We start from the raw sequence: 16646 nt of genomic DNA, 5'->3' as shown, positions 1-16646 counted from the left end.
GGCCATGTGCAACGCGGCGAGCAGCGCGTCCGCCAGGGCCGGTCCCGCTCATCGGTGAGGCGGCCGCGGGCGCCATCGGGCGACAGCCACACCAGGCGGTCGACCTCACTACTGGGCACAAAGGCGCCGGCGACCGCCTCGGCGGCCCAGTAACGAACCTGCTTGGCACAGCCGTTGGCACCACCTGGTCGTGGTCGCGCTTCAACTTCCCCTTGGGATGGAATCAGTTGTCGTCACATCACAAAGCACTGGGCAAGTAGCCTCGGAGTGTGATCGATACACGGAACCCGGCTCGATCGACCAAGACCTTCTCCCGCACTTACATCGCCCCCACCCTCCAGGCGTGGCTGGACGAGGGCGGAACTGTCGAGGGCTGGCTAAACGGACGCGCCCCTCTGATCTCCTACGCCCGTATCTCTGCCGACCGACTCAATGGCGACGCCATCGGGGTCGGACGCCAGCACAAGAACAACAGCAGGAACGCGGAACTGCATGGCTGTGCAGTCGTCTTGCACTACGAGGACAACAACGTCACCGCTGCCAAGCGCGAAGTCGTGCGGCCCGCGTTCCTCCAGATGTGCCGCGACATCACACACGGCCAAGAAGAAGAAACCGGGATACCCGTCCGGGGCTGCGTAGCCGTTGAGCAGGAACGGGTGTACCGCCTACCCCGTGACTTCATCGCGTTCCAGGACGCGTTGGTCATGGTCGGTGACGGCATCTTCATCGAAGGCAAGTCCTGCATGGACCTGGTCAACGACCATGGGACGACCATTGCCGGCCTGGTCACCTCAGGTACCGGCGATGCCGAGGTCAAGAAGATGCGGAAACGCACCGTGCGCAATGCCGCAGACCGAGCCGAGGAAGGGAAGGTCTACGGCGGGCCTCGACGCTTCGGCTGGCTGGGGGCGTCCAGAGATCCCTTCCGGCTGGGCAACAAGTACAAGGACAAGGCGGAGTGGGACTACCTGATCCTCATGATCAGGGCGCGCTACGCGGGGAGGTCATGGCGTGGCATCACGGGCGACATGAACAAGACGGGCGTTACGACTGCGCGGGGCGGGCGCTGGACGGAACAGGCGGTCAAGGGCCTCGTCACCAACCCGGCGTGGTGGGGTGGCCGCATCCTCGACGGTGAGCTCGTGACGGACTCCAACACCGGCGAACCGGTGATCGGGGAGTGGGACCACGCCAAGAAGGAGGACGGCGTGACCTACGAGATGTGGCAGAGCATCATGACCGGGGTCAATGCCAACCGTCTGCATCGGGGGATGCAACGCGGCGAGGCAGAGACTCAGCCCACAGGCGAGTTTCGCACACGGGCCTACCTGTTCTCCGGTGTCCTGCGGTGCGGGCGCATCAATGATCTCGGCGAGACCTGCTACGCGAAGCTCACTGGCAACAAGGCCACAGGCAAGAACGCCAAGTACGGCGACTACTACCGCTGCGGAGACGCCAACTGCAGGGGCATAGGCCGACGTGTGGTGCCGGTGGATGAGTTTCTGGAAGGGCTGACGCTGGCCTACCTGGACAAGCACTTCTCCGGCACCAAGGTCAAGACGATCCCTTGGCGCGGTAAGGAGAAGCTTGCCGGTCTCCGTAAGCAGCGCCGGGACATAAAGGAGTCCGTCGCTTGCGGTGAAGCGGACTGGAGCGACGTACATGACCTGCTCACTCGACTGAGCCGGAACATCAAGACCCTGGAGCAGGAAGAGAAGGACCACCTGAAAGCCGAAGCGAAGAGGAACCTGCTACGGGGGTGGAACCGAAGGAAGTGGGGCGGGATGGAGCTGGAGGAGAAGCGCGAGATCATCGCGCACATCCTCACGTCCGTTGTCGTTCTGCCGATCCCGGAGGGAGTAAGTGACAAGGCTCCATTCGACCCCACATTGCTCAAGGTCTTGTGGCGTAAGGACAGCCCTGCTACGAAGAGCAAGGGCGAGAGGGGCGCCAAGACTCCGGATCAAGATCAAGCAGTTCAGACTCGCCCACTCCACCCGGTGAGCTCTTGCGCTGTCGTCACAGCCCCTCCCCGGTCACATGAAGGGCGCTGAGCAGGGCGGCGACCAGCTCCTTGTCCCGCTCCTGCGTGAGGTAACGGCAGGCGGCAGCGGGCGGGAGCCACAGCATCCGGTCGACCTCCCGGCTCGGCTCGAACGAGCCGCCGGTGGCTTCGGCGGCCCAGTAGCGGACCTCTTTGGGGCGGTTGTCGACCAGGTATCGGAGGGTGGGCAACTCAGGTCCGAGTTCGCACGTCATACCGGTTTCTTCCAGCGTTTCGCGCATCGCTCCGTCCCGGGCCTCCTCCCCGCGCTTCAGCTTGCCCTTCGGGTGGGACCAATCCCTCCACTTCGGCCGTCTGATCAGGGCAAGTTCGATGCCGTCGCCGGACGGCGCTCGGCGCCACAGCACACAGCCCGCTGCCAGCACCGGTTTCTGAGGAACCGTCACGCCCTCATCCCTCTCCCGTTTCCCGGCTCTTCCGTCCCGTCGTTGCCGCACCTGTCCGATCATGCCTTCCGTCCCCCTCAGGCCGTCCGCTCCGCCACGCGCGCGAGCCATACCCGGCCGAAGGCGAACCGGGCCGCCTCCACCTGGTGCCGCTGATCGGCGTGCAGCACGCCCAGCGCGTACGCGGTGGCCGGCGCGATCCTGGGTGTACGGGCCGCGGCGGCGGCAGCGGCGGCGGCCTCCGCGGCGTCCCGGTGCCACTCCAGCGCCCGGCCGGCCTCCGCCAGCCGGTGATCCGCGTACTCCGCCGTGATCACCTCCTGGGCGTAGCGGCTCAGCCGCACCAGGAGCCGGACCTGGTGCCAGGGCGCGTCCTGGCGGTGGTCGGCGGACAGCGCCTCGGCGTTGTACGGGTACCCCGCGCGCGAGAGCGGCAGCCCGGCGACGGCCTCGGCGAGGCGCCGGTGCGCCTGCTCGGCGAGCGGCGGCAGCGCCTCGGCGGCCGGCAGATCCGCGGCCGTACGGGCCAGTGGCGCCTCGGAGGCGAGCACCGCCACGGAGTCGGCGACGGCATGGAAGCGGGAGGAGCCCAGCGCCTGGAGCGCGGCGGAGTGGGCGCGGGTGCGGGCGAGGGTGAGCTGGCGGTCCAGCAGCGCCCCGGCCCGCGCGGCGCCGGCCGACAGCGCGCCGTCGGAGTCGGGTTCGGCGGCGGAACCCGCACCGGAACCGGAAGACGAACCGGAAGACGAACGGGTGGAGGTCGTGGAGGCCGCGGACGGCGCGGAGGATGCGGCGGACGGGCCGAGCGGCGAACCGGCGTACGCACCGCGGGACGTAGCGGCGGACGATCCCGCGACCGGGCGCGCAGTCCTGCGGTCGCCCCGTTTCCCCCGCTCCCCCTTGTCCCCCCGCTCTCCCCGGTCCCCGCCGTCGCCCCGCTCGCCCCGTCCGGTCAGCCGCTGCAGCGCCGCCATCAGCCGGTCGCGGCGGGCCGCGCAGGCGTGTTCGCGGGCCAGTGCGCCGGACAACCAGCCCAGTTCGGACAGGAGTTGGTCGGCCCAGGCCTCCTCGGTCAGCGGCCGGAAGGTGTGCAGGGTGGCGCTGATCCGGCGGGCCGCGCGGCGCAGCTGGCGGGCGGCCTCACCGGCGCCCTCCGCGTCCGAGCCGCTCTCGCGGTGCAGCCGCAGGCTGCGCAGGAAGTCCGCGGACTGCTGGTGCAGATAGCCGGCGAGCACCTCCTCGGCCGTACGGGCGGCGAGTCCGCTGCCGCCGTCGCTGTCGTCCCGCATGCCCACCCCCTGTGGCCCATACGGAGCGCCACCCGGCCCGTATGTCCCGTCATCGCTTCCGTACGGCCCGTCCACCACCGCGGAACGGGCTCCGGGCGCCCCGCCGAGCTCGTATCCGATACCGATGAGACCGGCCGGCCCCCCGGTCGGCTGGTCATGTCGCTGGGCCACGCCGGCGCCTCCGGGCGTCAATGAGCATTTCCTGTACGTTGCGCAGCGGCTCGCCGTCCGCGTCCACCGCCTGCCGGGTCCAGTCGCCGTCCGGGCCCAGGTGCCAGGAGGACGTGGTGTCCGACATCCCCGTCTCCAGCAGCCGGTTGAGGGAGGCGCGGTGCGCCGGGTCGCTGACCCGCACCAGTGCCTCGATCCGCCGGTCCAGATTCCGGTGCATCATGTCGGCGCTGCCCAGCCATACTTCGGGCTCGCCACCGTTGCCGAAGGCGAAGACCCGGGAGTGTTCCAGGAAGCGGCCGAGGATGCTGCGCACGCGGATGTTCTCGCTCAGGCCGGGGACTCCCGGGCGCAGTGCGCAGATGCCGCGCACCCACACCGCGACCGGGACACCGGCCTGTGAGGCGCGGTAGAGCGCGTCGATGACGGCCTCGTCGACCATCGAGTTGACCTTGATACGGACGTAGGCGGGGCGGCCGGCCCGCTGGTGCGCGATCTCCTTGGTGATGCGCTGTACCAGGCCGTCCCGCAGCGACTTGGGAGCGACCAGCAGCCGGCGGTAGGTCTCCCGCCGGGAGTAGCCGCTGAGCCGGTTGAAGAGGTCGGAGAGGTCGGCGCCGACCTGCGGGTCGGCGGTCAGCAGGCCGAGGTCCTCGTAGAGCCGCGCCGTCTTGGGGTGGTAATTGCCGGTCCCCACATGGGAATAGCGGCGCAGCATCTCGCCTTCCTGGCGGACGACCAGCGAGAGCTTGCAGTGCGTCTTGAGGCCGACCAGGCCGTAGACGACATGGCAGCCGGCCTCCTCCAGCTTCCGCGCCCACTTGATGTTGGCCTGTTCGTCGAAGCGCGCCTTGATCTCGACGAGGACGAGGACCTGCTTGCCGGATTCCGCGGCGTCTATCAGGGCGTCCACGATCGGCGAGTCGCCGGAGGTGCGGTAGAGCGTCTGCTTGATCGCGAGCACGTCCGGGTCTCCGGCGGCCTGCTCCAGGAACGCCTGCACGGAGGTGGAGAAGGAGTCGTAGGGGTGGTGCAGGAGGACGTCCCGGGCGCGCAGTGCGGCGAAGATGTCGGGCGCCGAGGCCGACTCCACCTCGGCCAGGTCACGGTGGGTGCCGGCCACGAACTTGGGGTACTTCAGCTCGGGCCGGTCCAGCGCCCCGATGCCGAAGAGCCCGGTCAGGTCCAGCGGGCCGGGCAGCGGGTAGACCTCGGCGTCGGAGACCTTCAGTTCCTGGACGAGCAGATCGAGCACGGCCGGGTCGATGGACTCCTCGACCTCCAGGCGGACCGGCGGCCCGAAGCGCCGCCGCATGAGCTCCTTCTCCAGCGCCTGGAGAAGGTTCTCCGCGTCGTCCTCCTCGACCTCCAGGTCCTCGTTGCGGGTGACCCGGAACATGTGGTGCGCGCGCACCTCCATCCCCGGGAACAGCTCCTCCAGGTGGGCGGCGATGACGTCCTCGATGGGGACGTAGCGCTGCGGGGAGGCCTCCAGGAAGCGGGAGAGCAGCGGCGGCACCTTGACCCGCGCGAAGTGGTCATGACCGCTGACCGGGTTGCGTACGACGACGGCCAGATTCAGCGAGAGGCCGGAGATGTACGGGAACGGGTGCGCCGGGTCCACCGCCAAAGGGGTGAGCACCGGGAAGATCTGCTGACGGAAGAGGGTGAACAGGCGGGCCTGCTCCTTCTCGGTCAGGTCCGGCCAGCGGATCAGATGAATGCCCTGGTCGGCGAGCTCAGGGGCGACGTCCTGCTGGTAGCAGGCGGCGTGCCGGGCCATGAGCTCGCGCGAGCGCGTCCAGATCCCCTCCAGCACCTCACGGGGCTGGAGCCCGGACGCGGAGCGGGTGGCGACGCCGGTGGCTATCCGTCGCTTGAGTCCGGCCACCCGGACCATGAAGAACTCGTCCAGGTTGCTGGCGAAAATCGCAAGGAAGTTCGCCCGTTCGAGGAGGGGTGTGGCCGGGTCCTCGGCCAGTTCGAGCACCCGCTCGTTGAAGGCCAGCCAGCTGCGCTCACGGTCCAGGAAACGGCCGCTGGGCAGCTCCTCGCCGTCCGCGCCCACCACGCCCTCGTCCACGTACGCATCGGGATCGGCGTCCAGGTCGGGCTCCAGGCCGGGCACCGTCCCACGGACCGCGTGCGGGCGGTGCGCGGCGATGGAGCCCACGGAAGGCTGGGCCGCGGGGGCCTGGGCCTGCGGGGGCTTCGGGGTCGGCATCTCGGGCTGGACCTGTGCCTGAGCGCTGGGCTGCTGGTTCATGGCCTTATTCTTCCGCGTCCCGGGGGTTCCAGGCGCGTCAGGAGGCGGCGGCGCGAGGTGGAGCCTCGGGTTCGGGACGTTCGGCACAGCGGGCTGCATTCAGTGATGCTCGCAAGCAAGATTGAATCGCCGGTAACGCGGATATGGCGGACAGGCAAGCGGGGTACTACGGGCGAGGGGCCGTCCCGGGCCGGAGAGCGGCCGCCGCCGCGGAGGACCGGCTCCCGGTGCCTCCCCTCTGACAGCCATTGTGCCCCGCCTCGGGCCCTTGTCCACACACCGGAATTCCCGGAAGTGAATTCCGTGAACCGTCTCAGCCGTGCCGGCGCCGCAGCACCCGGAAGGCGATCACGGTCAGCACCACCGCGACCGCAAGGACGATCCCGGACTCGATCCACGCCAGCGGCCAGTGATGCGAGACCGGGTGCTGGTCCATGTACTGGCCGACCACATCGTGCCGGCGCAGACAGCCCTCGTAATCGCTGTACGGCTGGCACGCGGTGTCGGGCACCCGGCCGCCGGAGCCGGTGTAGCTCCCCTGCGCCACGAGCCAGCCGCTGTCCGGCAGCTGGGCCGACTCGCCACGGCCGAACCTGGTCGTGACGACCGGCATCAGATGCGGCCTGAGCTGCGTGAACGCAAACTGCACCACGGCGATGGCGGTCAGCGTGACGGCCATCGAGACCACCGTACGGCGCAGCAGCAGGCCGGCCAGCACACCGACCGCGAGGCCCAGCAGGGCGTAGGCGACGGGCACCGGGCCGAGCGAGCCGAAGCCGGCGGTCGAGTACCAGTAGGAGCCGGAGACCTCGTCGCCGCCGACCTGCCAGAGCCGGCCGAAGACCAGCGACAGCGCCGTGGTGGCGGCGAGCACCACCAGCGCGGGCAGCGCGATCTTCGCCGCCAGCCAGCGCAGCGGGCCGACCGACTGGGTCAGGATGAGCTTGTGGGTGCCGGCCTCCAGCTCGCGGGCGATCAGCGGTGCGCCGATGAACAGTCCGATCAGCGCGGGGAGCAACAGCAGCCCCATCTCCACCAGTTGCAGGGAGGATCGGTAGGCGGTGCGGAATTCGGTGACCGCCGCCTGGGTACCCGCGCAGCGCGGGACGAGGGAGATCTCCGAGCAGCCGGCGATGTGGTGGGCGTCGATGAACCCGGCCATCTGTCCGCGCAGCACCGCGCACCAGACCGCGCCGCCGACCGTGGCAGCGCACAGCACACCGAAGACCAGCCGGTGCTGCCGCCAGACCAGCCAGACCAGACCGCGCAGCGGTGCGCGTCCGGCGGCCGCCCGCTCCCCGTCCGTATCGCCCGCGTCGTGCGCGGTGCCTCCGCGCCCGCTCGCTCCGAGGTGTGCCGTGGTGCTCATGCCGCCGCTCCCTTGCCGCTGTGGTGGTCGTGCTGTGGGTGTGCCGCGCCGCCCGGCGGGCCGTGCCGGACGGGCGGCAGGTCCGGACGGGCGGACGGCCCGTTGCGCGGCATACCGGGGATGCCGGGCTTGTTGCCGGGCCGGCGGCGCAGCCGCGGTGAGACCGGCTCGGCGCTCGGCGCGATCAGCTCGGGTGCGTCGGGCGTACGCAGATACGCGAGCAGAAGTTCCTCCAGGGACGGCTCCACGGCCTCCCAGGGCCCGGCGGCGACCGTCCCCTGCCGCCGTACGACGGCAGTGAACTGACTGTCCGTCAACCGGGCCTCGACGACCGTGTGCGCGGCGATCTGAGGCGGCAGCGCATCGCCCCGGCGCGGCCCCATCACCAGGGTGTGCGCCCCGATGACGTCATCGACCTCGCCCGCGAGCCGCACCCGGCCGCCGCCCAGCACCAGCAGGTAGTCACAGACCCCGTCCAGCTCGGCGAGCAGATGCGAGGACAGCACGACGGTGGTGCCGTGCTCGGCGGCCCGGGCCAGCAGCAGCGCGGCGATCCGGTGCCGTAGGAGCGGATCGAGGTCGGACGGGGGCAGCCGCCCGGCCGCCGCCCGGGGCAGCCCCGCCCCTGCCCGTCCGGGGTAGGGGGGAAGCTCGTCGAGCAGCAGCAGTTCGGGGTCCTTGGCGAAGGCGAGGGCGAGCGCGAGATGAGTGCGCTGCTCGCCGGAGAGGGCGCCGACGCGGGCGTCCAGCGGCACCCGGCCGTCGTACACGATCCGCTCGGCGCACCGCCGGTTCCAGCGGCCGGGGTTGAGCTCGCGGCCCAGCCGCAGTGTCTCGGCGACCGTCAACCGGGGGTAGAGCGGCCGGCCCTGGGTGACATGGGCGACCCGGACGCGGCCGTCGGGGGTGGCCGGGCCCGCACCGCAGACGCGTACGGTGCCCTCGGTGGGGCGGGTCAGCCCGGACGCGAGCGCGAGCAGTGTGCTCTTGCCGGCGCCGGCGGGGCCGACCAGGGCGCAGATACGGCCGGCCGGCAGCCGGAAGGTGCAGTCGCGCAGCGCCCAACGGCGGCGGTACCGCTTGCCGAGGCCGATCGCCTCGATCGCGGTGCGCCCCGACGCCCGACCGGTCGCCTCACCCCTGTCCATCGGTCGCGCCCCCTCCCCCTGAGCCATTCCACTAATTAAGTAGTGAAAGGGTGAGGGAAGTGGGCTGCACCTGTCAACCTCCACTGCGTACGCTGACCGCGTGCCCACACCCTCCGCACTCACGACGCCGTCGCTGCCGTACACGCCCGACTACCCGATACGCACCGAGCGACTGGATCTGCGCCCGGTCACCCACGACGACTTCGCCGCGATCCACGCCTATCAGCGCCGCCCCGAGGTCTGCCGCTACCTCTACTGGGGCCCCTTCGACGAGGCCGGGTCACGGGCCTCCGTCGCCACCAAGTCCACCCGCACGACGCTGCGCGAGTCCGGCGACATCCTCCAGCTCGCCGTCGTCGTCCGCGAGACCGGCACCCTGGTCGGCGATGTCACCTTCGTCTGGACCAGCCGCGAACACCGCCAGGGCGGCATCGGCTATGTCTTCAACCCCGACCACGCCGGCCACGGCTACGCCACCGAAGCCGGCAGAGCACTGCTGAAGCTGGGCTTCGAGGAACTGCAACTCCACCGCATCCAGGCCGAGTTGGACGGTCGTAACACCGCCTCGGCCAATCTGCTGGAGCGGCTGGGGATGCGCCGCGAGGGCCATCTGCGGGAGAACGAGTTCCTCGACGGCGAATGGACCGACGAGGTCGTCTACGCGATGCTGGCGCGCGAGTGGCGGGCACAGCGGGAAGAGCAGTAGCGGGAGCCGGAGCCGGCTGACCCGCCGGAGCACGCACAGCGGGGCGGAGCCTCGTAGGCCCGCCCCGCGGTGCGTTGTCTCATATCCGCTCTCTGCGGTCTCACGTCTCCGAGCGGTACATCAGATCCGTCTCGTGCGTGACGAACTCCATCCGCTCGTACACGCTCACCGCCGCCACATTGTCCGCGTCCACGTACAGCATCGCCGTCGGCAGCCCCTGCCCGGCCAGATGACGCAGTCCGATCGAGGTCAGCGCCTTGCCCAGGCCACCGCCCTGCGCGCCCGGCCGCACCCCGAGCACATAGACCTCACCGAGGCCCTCGTCGGCGTGCACCTTGGTCCAGTGGAAGCCGACCAGCCGCCCGCCCTCCTCCGCCAGGAAGAAGCCCTTCGGGTCGAACCAGGCCTCCGCCTTGCGGGCGTCCAGGTCGCGCTGGGTCAGCGAGCCCTGCTCGGGGTGGTGCGCGAACGCCTCCGCGTTCACCTCCAGCCAGGCCGCGTCATCGGTACCCGGCTGGAAGGTCCGTACGGACACCCCTTCGGGGAGCACCGGCTCCGCCAGCTCCAGATCCGCCAGCGAGCGCCGCATCTGCCGCAGCTCCCGGAACATCGTCAGCCCCAGGGTCTGGGCGAGGTGCCGGGCGGCCGGATGCCCGCCGTGCGCCCAGACGCGCACCCGGCGCCCGGACTGCTCCAGCAGCTCGCAGCCCAGCGCCCGGCCGTGCCCGCGGCCGCGGTAACCGGGGTGCACCACCAGTTCGGCGGCCGGTGCCTCCACCGGGTCGGTGTCCTCCAGCTGGCCGTACCCGACCAGTGCCTCGCCCTCGTCCCCCGGGGCGTACACCAGCACATGGCACACGCCCTCGCGCTTCCCGCCCCGCAGCTGCAGCCGCCCCTGCTCGGACACGGCAGGCTGCCCGTCCGTACGCGCGGCCCGCTCGATCAGTTCGAGGACGGCCTCGGCCCCTTCCGGCGCCAGCTCGTCCACCACCTGGATCCTGCGGCCGGCCCGGCCCTTCTCCTGTGCAGCGTCAGTCATGCGTGAAGCGTACGACTCTGCCGGGCCCGGGCGCGTCACTCGGCGCCGCCGTCCGCCGATCCCCGGCAACCAGGTCGTAACCCGGCACCCCCTGTTGCGCTACGCGCGTCGACAATATGCTGCCGTCCGCTCAGGACCATCCAGGAGGGGAACAGATGACAGCGACACCGCAACGGCGCCGCAGAGTACGCAGATTGACGATCGCAGCCGCCGTAATGGCGGCAGCCGCCGGGGTCACCGCCACCGCACTGCCGGCCGGCGCCGACAGCAGCCACACCGACCGCGCCGGCCGCACCGTCGATGTGCAGCTGCTCTCCTTCAACGACTTCCACGGCAATCTCGAACCGCCCCAGGGCTCCTCCGGCGCGGTCGAGGAGCTGCAGCCGGACGGCAGCAAGAAGGCCGTCCCGGCGGGCGGTGTCGAGTACCTCGCCCAGTCCCTGCGGACGGCCCGCAAGGGCCACCCCTACTCGGTCACCGCGGCGGCCGGCGACTTGGTCGGCGCCAGCCCGCTCCTGTCCGGTCTGTTCCACGACGAACCGACCATCGAGGCCATGAACAAGCTGGGCCTGGATGTCACCTCCGTCGGCAACCATGAATTCGACGAGGGCCGGACCGAGTTGACCCGCCTCCAGAACGGCGGCTGCCACCCGAAGGACGGCTGCTACGAGGACGGCAAGAAGTTCCAGGGCGCCGGCTTCCCGTATCTCACCGCCAATGTCACCGACGAGAAGACCGGCAAGCCGCTGCTGAAGCCGTACACCGTCTGGAAGCACAAGGGCGTCAAGATCGGCTTCATCGGGGTGACGCTGGAGGGCACCCCGGACATCGTCAACGCCGACGGCGTCAAGGGCCTGAAGTTCCACGACGAGGTCGAGACGATCAACAAGTACGCCAAGGTCCTCAACCGGCAGGGCGTGAAGGCGATCGTCGCCCTCATCCACGAAGGCGGACTGCCCGCCTCCACCTCGTACAACTACAACTGCGACAGCCCCGGCCCGGGCGACGGCATCTCCGGCCCGATCACCGAGATCGCCAAGCACGTCACGCCTTCGGTCGACGCGCTGGTCACCGGCCACACCCACCAGGCCTACGCCTGCACCATCCCCGACCCGTCCGGCAGGCCGCGCACCGTCACCTCCGCCGCGTCCTACGGCAAGCTCTACACCGACACCACGCTGACCTACGACCGTCGCACCCGCGACATCGTGCGGACCAGCGTCAAGGCGCCCGGCGCGGTCAACCACATCGTCGACCGCACCCAGCCCAAGGCCGCGGACATGACGTCCCTGATCGCCCGCTGGAACAAGCTGGCCGCACCGGTCGCCGGCCGCACCGTCGGCCATATCTCCGCCGATATCGCGGGCCGCGGCGCGAACGCCCCCGAGTCACCGCTCGGCGATGTCATCTCCGACGCCCAGCTGGAGGCCACCAAGGCGGCCGACAAGGGCGGCGCCCAGCTCGCCCTGATGAACCCCGGCGGCATCCGCTCCGACCTCGCCTTCAAGGCGTCCGGATCGGAGGGCGACGGCGTGGTCACCTACGGCGAGGCGTTCACCGTCCAGCCCTTCACCAACATGATGAACGTCATCGACCTCACCGGCGCCCAGCTGCTGACCGGGCTCCAGCAGCAGGTCAGCGGCGCGAACCAGGCCTCCCCGAAGATCCTCCAGGTCTCCAAGGGCCTGACCTACACCCTGGACATGACCAAGTCCGGCGCCGACCGCGTCGTCAAGGACTCGGTCAAGCTGGACGGCGTCGCGATCGACCCGGCCAAGACCTACCGCGTCGCCATGAACGAGTTCCTGGCCGGCGGCGGTGACGGCTTCGCCGCCTTCAAGGAGGGCAAGAACAAGTACGTCGGCCCCTCCGACCTCGATGCCTTCACCGGCTACCTGACCGCCCACTCCTCGGCGGACGGCCCGCTCACCCCGCCGAAGGCGGACCGCATCACGGTCGTGAAGTAGCCCACCGCTACCGACCGGGGCTCCCTGTAGCCCACCGGGGCTTCCTCTCGTCAGCCGGCCGAGCCTTCACGCTCCGCCCGGCCACCACGAGAGGAAGCCCCGCCCCTCTCCTCCCCTCACCCCGCCCCGAACCAGGTCTCCGCGAGGGAGTCCAAGGTCGGCTCGGGCGGGGCGGGGAGTTCGCGGAGGTACCAGGGCAGGTTGCTGTAGACGTGCAGGAGGGTCAGGGCGAGGAGTTCGCGGGGGGCGAAGGTTTCGCCGTAGGCGCGGAAGATCCGGGAGAGCAGACGGGGGTCGGCGCGGGAGACGAAGAGGCCGGCCGCGACGAAGTCGTAGGCGCGATGGCCGATCATGGCGGGTTCGAAGTCGAGAAGGCCGGTCAGCCGCCAGTCGTCGTGTTCGTCGACGGTCAGATGCCGGCGCATGAACTCGGTGTGGAGCAGGGCGCCGGCAGGCTGGGCGGGCAGCGGCACGGAGTCGAGGAAGCCGGGGATCTGTTCCAGCCAGGGTTCCGGGAGGTGGTGGGCGCGCTGCTGGTCGACCGCCGCGGCGCGCTGCCGGTCGAGGAAGGCGCCCCAGTCGCCGGGCCCGAGGACATCGGCGAGCGGCGCCGGATCGAGGGCGTGCAGAGCGGCCAGGGTCTCGCCGGCCTCGGTGGCGATCCGGTCCTGGTCGGCGCGGGGGATGCGGGGCCAGATGACGGCCAGATCGGTGCCGCGCAGCCGGGACATCAGGACGTAGCGCCAGCCGTTCACATACTCCCCGGCGTCGTGGACGTAGGGGGTGGGGACGGGGAGCCGGCCCTGGAGGTGGGTGAGGACCCGGGCCTCGGCGATGCCGTCGTCGGCCGCGGCCGCCGGGAAGAGCTTGAGGGCGTAGCGGTCCCCGACGGCGTAGACGGGCTGGGAGCCGGTGGGGTAGCGGGTGAGCGGGGCGGCACGGAGCCCGAGCCGGTCGCAGAGCGCGGCGGCGCCCGGCCGCATCACCGCTTCGTCGGGGACGGTCGCGTCCCACTCGTCGTCCGTGTCCACGCGAGGCAGCATGCGCGGACGGTAAAGCGGGGCGGCGGGCGAGGGCAAAGGATTTTCGGCGGGGTGCGGCAGGGCATCGGGCAAGGCCGTAGGGGGAGTTGGGGGTCCGCCGTGCGGGGGAAGGGGTCGCGCCCCAAGGAGGACGCCCGGGGCCGGCGGGGTTCCTAGCGTGCCGGGTATGACTTGTGTGCGTAATACGGCCGCGACACGGGAGGCGGCCCCGGTGCGGGCTCTTCGGCGGCGGACGAGGTTCTGGGCGTACGCGGCCTTCGGTTGGCTGACGGCGTCGTTCGTCTGGCATCTGTGGATGGGCATCGACCACCGGTCGGTGAGGGGCGATGCCGACGACGTACCCGTGTGGGGGTTCCTCGCCTACGACGGGCTGATCACGGGGATGTCGGCGGCCGGCGCGGTCCTGGCGCTGGCAACGGTACGGCCCTGGGGCCGCCGGCTCCCGGCACCGCTGGTGCGGCTGCCGCTGTGGTTCGGGGCGGTCCTGCTGGTCGTACGGGGTGTGCCGGGCCTCGTCGAGAACCTCACGACGGCCACCGGGCTCACCCCCTACGGCCTGCTCGGGCTGGCGGACCGGCCGGCCGATCTCTCGTCCGGGGACTTCTGGACGGGGATGGCGATCAATACGTACTTCTTCGTGGGAGCGATGGTGATGCTGCCGCTGGTCGTGCTGCACCAGCGGGGCCTGCGGGCCGCCGGGGGTACCGGCGGCCGGCCCGTTCAGGAGAAGTCGGCGGCGTGATCCCGCGCCCACTGGGCGAACGTCCGGCCCGGGTGGCCGGTGACCCGCTCGACGACGTCCGAGACGGGGAACGACGGTGCGTCGACCATCTCCCCGAACCGCTTGACGAGTTCCAGCGCTGCCTCCTTGGGGAAGTGCGGCCCGGACATCGCCTCGGCCGCCTCCTCCTCGGAGATCCGCTCGACCCGGGTCTCGCGCCCGATCGCCCGGCCGATCTCGGCGACCTGCTCGGCGATGGTCACCACCTCCGGGCCGGTGACCAGATAGGCCTGGCCCTGGTGCGCGCCACTGCGGTCCAACAGGGCGACGGCGGCGACATCCGCGAGGTCGGCCTCGTGGACGGGGGCGCCCTGGGCGCCCGGGTGCGCATCGCGGACCACACCGGACTCGCGGATCGACGGGGCCCAGGCGAGCGTGTTGGTGGAGTAGTTGCCGCCGCGGACAAAGGTCCACTCCAGGCCGGAGTCGCGCACCGCGCGCTCCAGACCGGCGTGCATCCGGGCGATGTGGTTGGTGTCGTCGGCCGGCGTATCGGTCACCGCCATCGAGGAGTTGAGGACGACCCGTCGGACACCGGCCTTGACGGCGGCGTCGAGCACCGCCGTCGCGGCCCGGTCACCGCCGGCCGCGAGATTGAGGAACAGCGCCTCCGCGCCGGCCAGCAGCGGTGCGAGGTCGTCCGCGCCGGTGAGGTCGGCGCGGACCACCTCGGCCTCGGCCGGCAGACCGGCGCGCGCCGGATCGCGGGTCAGCGCGCGTACCGCGGCGCCCTCCGCGAGAAGCCGCCCGACAAGACTGCGGCCGATATTGCCGGTTGCTCCGGTTACCACGATCATGAAGGCCCCCTCGAAGAAGACGACCGTCCTCCGGTCGTCGTACGCATAAGACGGACAAGGAATGACGGACAGGACAAGGCGTATGCCACCCGTCCAGGTCACCAAGAGGTGTGACGGTAGTTCAGTTCGCCCCATAAGCGAGGCAATTTTTCGCCAAGACCGGCGGCGCGAGCATCGCGTATCTCACTTACCACCGGCTCAACTTGCGTTCAAGGGTCCTGCTCATGGTGGAATGTTCGGATGCGACCCCCCACCCGCATATCTTCACCCTCGCCCTCGCCCGCCGCTCAGTACCACCCCCATTCCCCCGTACCGGGCGCCCAGGACGACTCCCGCGGCGACACCAGAGACCTTCCGACGGTCAATCCGTACGCCGATCTGGCAGCCCTCGCCGACCCCGAGCCGGAGCTCGAACCCGAGCCGGAACACGGCGCGTTCGACGAATTCGGCGCCACCCGCCGCCGCAGCTACCTCAACGAGCGCGACGGCAGCGACGACCCGCTGGGCCTCGGACTGCGCCCGGACGACGAGGACGAGGCGTGGACACCGCCGAACCACCGGCGCAGAAAGCGCGGCGTCAGCCGCTTCGCCGCCGTCCCGCGCACCCTGAAACTGCTGGTCGCGGTCCTCGTCTGCACCGCGTTCCTGGCCCTCTTCGACCGGTTCGCGGTGCTGTACGCGCAGAACAAGGCCGCGGAAAAGCTCAAGGATTCCCTGCATCTGACCGCCACTCCGGAGGTCGACATCCGGGGATTCCCGTTCCTCACCCAGGTCTTGGACAAGCGCGTCGACCAGGTGAAGGTCACCATTCCCGACCTGGCCGCCGACCGCGTTTCGCTGGCGAAATTCGAGGCCACCGCGAACGACGTACGCATCGACGGCGATCTGCCCAGCTCCATCAAGGGCGCCACGATCGGCACGGTGCACGGCACCGTGCTGCTCGCCTTCGACGACATGAATCGCGAACTCGGCGCCTCACAGGTGAAATTCAGCGAAATGGGCCCCAACGCGGTCCGCGCGGTCGGCCAACTGCCCATCGCCGGACATGAATTGCGGGTACGCGCGGAGGCGCGCATCCAGCGGGCCGGCGAGCGCGGCATCTCCACCGACATCAGCCGGATGCGGCTGGACATCGGCGATATTGCCGTCTACCGGCCCGGCACCGGCAAGGAAGAGGGCCTGCGGCTGACCCGCAAGACCGCCGCCGAGCTCAGCCGGCAGGCCGCCAAGGTCAAGGCGATGCTGAGCATCCCGGCGATCGCACAGCGGATCGGCATCCCCCGGCCGTACATCGAGGAGGCGCTGCGCAGCGAGGAGAAGCTGCACGAGCTGACCGGGTCGCCGCGCTTCATCGAGCAGCTGATGCAGGTCAATCTCGTCGATGCGGTGACGGACCACCCCTGGCTGCTGGAGAAGGTCGGCATCGACCCGAAGATCCTCGGCACGCTCTCCGGGCTGACCAAGCCGGAGCTCGCGGACCGGCTGTCGCTCTCCTTCCAGCTCCCCAAGACGCCCGGCAACATCCGGCTGCGCAATATCTCCGTCGAGCAGGACGGCATCCGGGCCGAGCTGTCGGGGTCGGATCTGCCGTTCGGGGACGCGGCGAAGTAGGGGACGTC

General features: G+C 70.5%; 13 protein-coding genes. 5 read left to right on the top strand and 8 right to left on the bottom strand.

Annotated elements, in window-relative coordinates; all coding sequences use genetic code 11:
* The first annotated feature begins 269 nt into the window (after positions 1-269).
* The gene (locus KI385_RS26620; protein ID WP_238574693.1) at positions 270-2054 is read left to right on the top strand and encodes a recombinase family protein; all 1785 of its coding nucleotides are present in this window, start codon (positions 270-272) and stop codon (positions 2052-2054) included.
* On the opposite strand, the gene KI385_RS26615 is transcribed toward KI385_RS26620, so the two are convergent.
* The 5 genes from KI385_RS26615 to KI385_RS26595 all read right to left on the bottom strand — a co-directional run bounded on the left by KI385_RS26615 (position 2020) and on the right by KI385_RS26595 (position 8694).
* A complete protein-coding gene (locus KI385_RS26615; RefSeq protein ID WP_238574692.1) occupies positions 2020-2451 on the bottom strand; it encodes an NUDIX hydrolase in 432 nt (143 codons plus the stop codon). The two genes, KI385_RS26620 and KI385_RS26615, sit on opposite strands and share 35 nt — an antisense overlap.
* Before the next feature lie 77 nt (positions 2452-2528).
* A complete protein-coding gene (locus KI385_RS26610) occupies positions 2529-3932 on the bottom strand; it encodes a CHAD domain-containing protein (protein WP_425356956.1) in 1404 nt (467 codons plus the stop codon).
* Positions 3895-6177 carry an RNA degradosome polyphosphate kinase gene (locus KI385_RS26605; protein ID WP_238574690.1) on the bottom strand — a complete coding sequence of 761 codons (2283 nt, stop codon included), beginning with the start codon at positions 6175-6177 and terminating at the stop codon, positions 3895-3897. The genes KI385_RS26610 and KI385_RS26605 overlap by 38 nt, the downstream gene beginning before the upstream one ends.
* A gap of 313 nt (positions 6178-6490) precedes the next feature.
* The gene (locus KI385_RS26600) at positions 6491-7546 is read right to left on the bottom strand and encodes an ABC transporter permease (protein WP_238574689.1); all 1056 of its coding nucleotides are present in this window, start codon (positions 7544-7546) and stop codon (positions 6491-6493) included.
* Entirely contained in the window at positions 7543-8694 is a 1152-nt protein-coding gene (locus tag KI385_RS26595; protein WP_238574688.1) for an ATP-binding cassette domain-containing protein, read from the bottom strand. The genes KI385_RS26600 and KI385_RS26595 overlap by 4 nt, the downstream gene beginning before the upstream one ends.
* 100 nt (positions 8695-8794) lie before the next feature.
* Here KI385_RS26595 and KI385_RS26590 point away from each other — a divergent pair, with 100 nt between their 5' ends.
* Positions 8795-9400, top strand: coding sequence for a GNAT family N-acetyltransferase (locus KI385_RS26590; protein ID WP_238574687.1), 606 nt, complete (start codon positions 8795-8797; stop codon positions 9398-9400).
* A gap of 100 nt (positions 9401-9500) precedes the next feature.
* Here KI385_RS26590 and mshD read toward each other — a convergent pair whose 3' ends face one another.
* A complete protein-coding gene (gene mshD / locus KI385_RS26585; RefSeq protein WP_238574686.1) occupies positions 9501-10439 on the bottom strand; it encodes a mycothiol synthase in 939 nt (312 codons plus the stop codon).
* A 155-nt stretch (positions 10440-10594) separates the two neighbouring features.
* Here mshD and KI385_RS26580 point away from each other — a divergent pair, with 155 nt between their 5' ends.
* Positions 10595-12406, top strand: a complete 1812-nt coding sequence (locus KI385_RS26580) for a bifunctional metallophosphatase/5'-nucleotidase (RefSeq protein WP_238574685.1) — start codon at positions 10595-10597, stop codon at positions 12404-12406.
* Positions 12407-12522: 116 nt separating this feature from the next.
* Here the strand turns inward: KI385_RS26580 and KI385_RS26575 are convergent, their stop codons facing one another.
* Positions 12523-13449, bottom strand: coding sequence for an aminoglycoside phosphotransferase family protein (locus KI385_RS26575; protein WP_238574684.1), 927 nt, complete (start codon positions 13447-13449; stop codon positions 12523-12525).
* A gap of 211 nt (positions 13450-13660) precedes the next feature.
* On the opposite strand from KI385_RS26575, the gene KI385_RS26570 reads away from it, so the two are divergent.
* Positions 13661-14191 (top strand): DUF3995 domain-containing protein, encoded by a 531-nt coding sequence (locus KI385_RS26570; protein ID WP_238574683.1) that lies wholly within the window; start codon positions 13661-13663, stop codon positions 14189-14191.
* Here KI385_RS26570 and KI385_RS26565 read toward each other — a convergent pair.
* Positions 14170-15027 carry an NAD(P)H-binding protein gene (locus tag KI385_RS26565; RefSeq protein WP_238574682.1) on the bottom strand — a complete coding sequence of 286 codons (858 nt, stop codon included), beginning with the start codon at positions 15025-15027 and terminating at the stop codon, positions 14170-14172. The two genes, KI385_RS26570 and KI385_RS26565, sit on opposite strands and share 22 nt — an antisense overlap.
* A gap of 240 nt (positions 15028-15267) precedes the next feature.
* On the opposite strand from KI385_RS26565, the gene KI385_RS26560 reads away from it, so the two are divergent.
* Positions 15268-16638 carry an LmeA family phospholipid-binding protein gene (locus tag KI385_RS26560; RefSeq protein ID WP_238574681.1) on the top strand — a complete coding sequence of 457 codons (1371 nt, stop codon included), beginning with the start codon at positions 15268-15270 and terminating at the stop codon, positions 16636-16638.
* The last annotated feature ends 8 nt before the right edge of the window (positions 16639-16646 follow it).

It is taken from the genome of Streptomyces inhibens (assembly GCF_022221585.1).
Lineage (GTDB): Bacteria > Actinomycetota > Actinomycetes > Streptomycetales > Streptomycetaceae > Streptomyces > Streptomyces inhibens.
The sequence above is the reverse complement of the archived record's forward strand: the minus strand, read 5'-3'. Positions and strand labels throughout refer to the sequence as shown.